Raw genomic sequence first — 1,318 nt, forward strand, 5'->3', positions numbered from 1 at the left:
GCTTGCGTGCTCTCAGTGTCAGGGTGACAGGGCCGCCATCGCGGTGGTTGGGTCCTGAGCACCGGTCGTCTGGCTCATTGCGTGCTTGTCGCCCTATCGGGTTGGCCTCGTGCGGTTTTGCCGGCGACCGGTGTGAAGGACCGGCCGGCGTGACTTGATAGGAGCGTGGCACCGCCCCCACTGAGATGTGTCCGCCGACCGGCCCAACCGTCCCTCTTCCGGAGTGAAGGAGGCAGCCTTCATGGTTGTCGTTGGTGCTGATGTTCACAAGCGGACCCACACGTTCGTCGGGGTCGACGAGGCCGCCCGGGAGCTGGGCCACAAGACGTTCCCGGCGACGACGGAGGGCCATCAGGCCGCGGTCAGGTGGGCCCGGGCGACGTTCGGCCGCGACCTGCATTGGGCGGTCGAGGACTGCCGCCACCTCTCGGCCCGACTCGAGCGCGACCTGCTCACCGACGGCCAGGCCGTGGTGCGGGTACCGCCGAAGATGATGGCCGAGCAACGCCGCATCGCACGGACGCGCGGCAAGTCCGACCCGATCGACGCCGCCGCCGTCGCTCGGGCCGCGCTGCGCGAACCCGACCTACCGGTCGCCTCACACGACGACGTCTCGCGGGAGCTGAAGCTGCTCGTCGACCGACGAGAAGACCTAGTCACGACGCGAACGGCCACGATCAACCGGCTGCTGTGGCGCGTCCACGAGCTCGACCCGAGCTGGGCGCCACCAGCCAAGTCGCTGGACCTGACCAAGCACCAGCAAGCGTTGAAGGCCCGGCTGGACTCGGTTGTGGAGGACGGTGTCGTCGGCCTGGTGGCCGAGCTCGCTGCCGCTGAGCTGGCCGAGATCATCGAGCTGACCGCCAAGATCAACACGCTGGCCAAACGCATCGAGCGGCGCGTTGACGAAGCCGCACCGACGCTGCTCGCGATGCCAGGCGTGGGCCCGCTGACCGCCGCCAAGATCGTCGGCGAAGCAGCCGGAGTAGGCCGGTTCAAGTCCGAGGCCGCCTTCGCCCGCCACTCCGGGATCGCCCCGATCCCAGTCTGGTCGGGCAACACCGCCGGCCGGGTCAGGCTGACCCGCTCGGGCAACCGACAGCTCAACGCCGCGATCCATCGGATCGCGATCACCCAGATCCGCCTCGACGGCCTCGGCCAGGCCTACTACCGCAAGAAGAAGGCCGAAGGCATGTCGAACTCCGAAGCCCTGCGCTGCCTCAAACGCCGCCTCGTCCGAGTCGTCTACGGCCACCTCCACACCGACCAAGACGCTGCCAGGCCTCGTCTCCTAGCAGCGGCTTGACATAGGAGAAAC

The 1,318-nt window shown here is 68.4% G+C and carries 1 protein-coding gene; it reads left to right on the plus strand.

Annotated features, from left to right (window positions below):
* The first annotated feature begins 223 nt into the window (after window positions 1-223).
* Window positions 224-1,306 carry an IS110 family RNA-guided transposase gene (locus tag V3W47_RS19635; protein ID WP_331826925.1) on the plus strand — a complete coding sequence of 361 codons (1,083 nt, stop codon included), beginning with the start codon at window positions 224-226 and terminating at the stop codon, window positions 1,304-1,306.
* The last annotated feature ends 12 nt before the right edge of the window (window positions 1,307-1,318 follow it).

The organism is Deinococcus sp. YIM 134068 (assembly GCF_036543075.1).
In the GTDB taxonomy this organism is placed as follows: domain Bacteria; phylum Deinococcota; class Deinococci; order Deinococcales; family Deinococcaceae; genus Deinococcus; species Deinococcus lichenicola.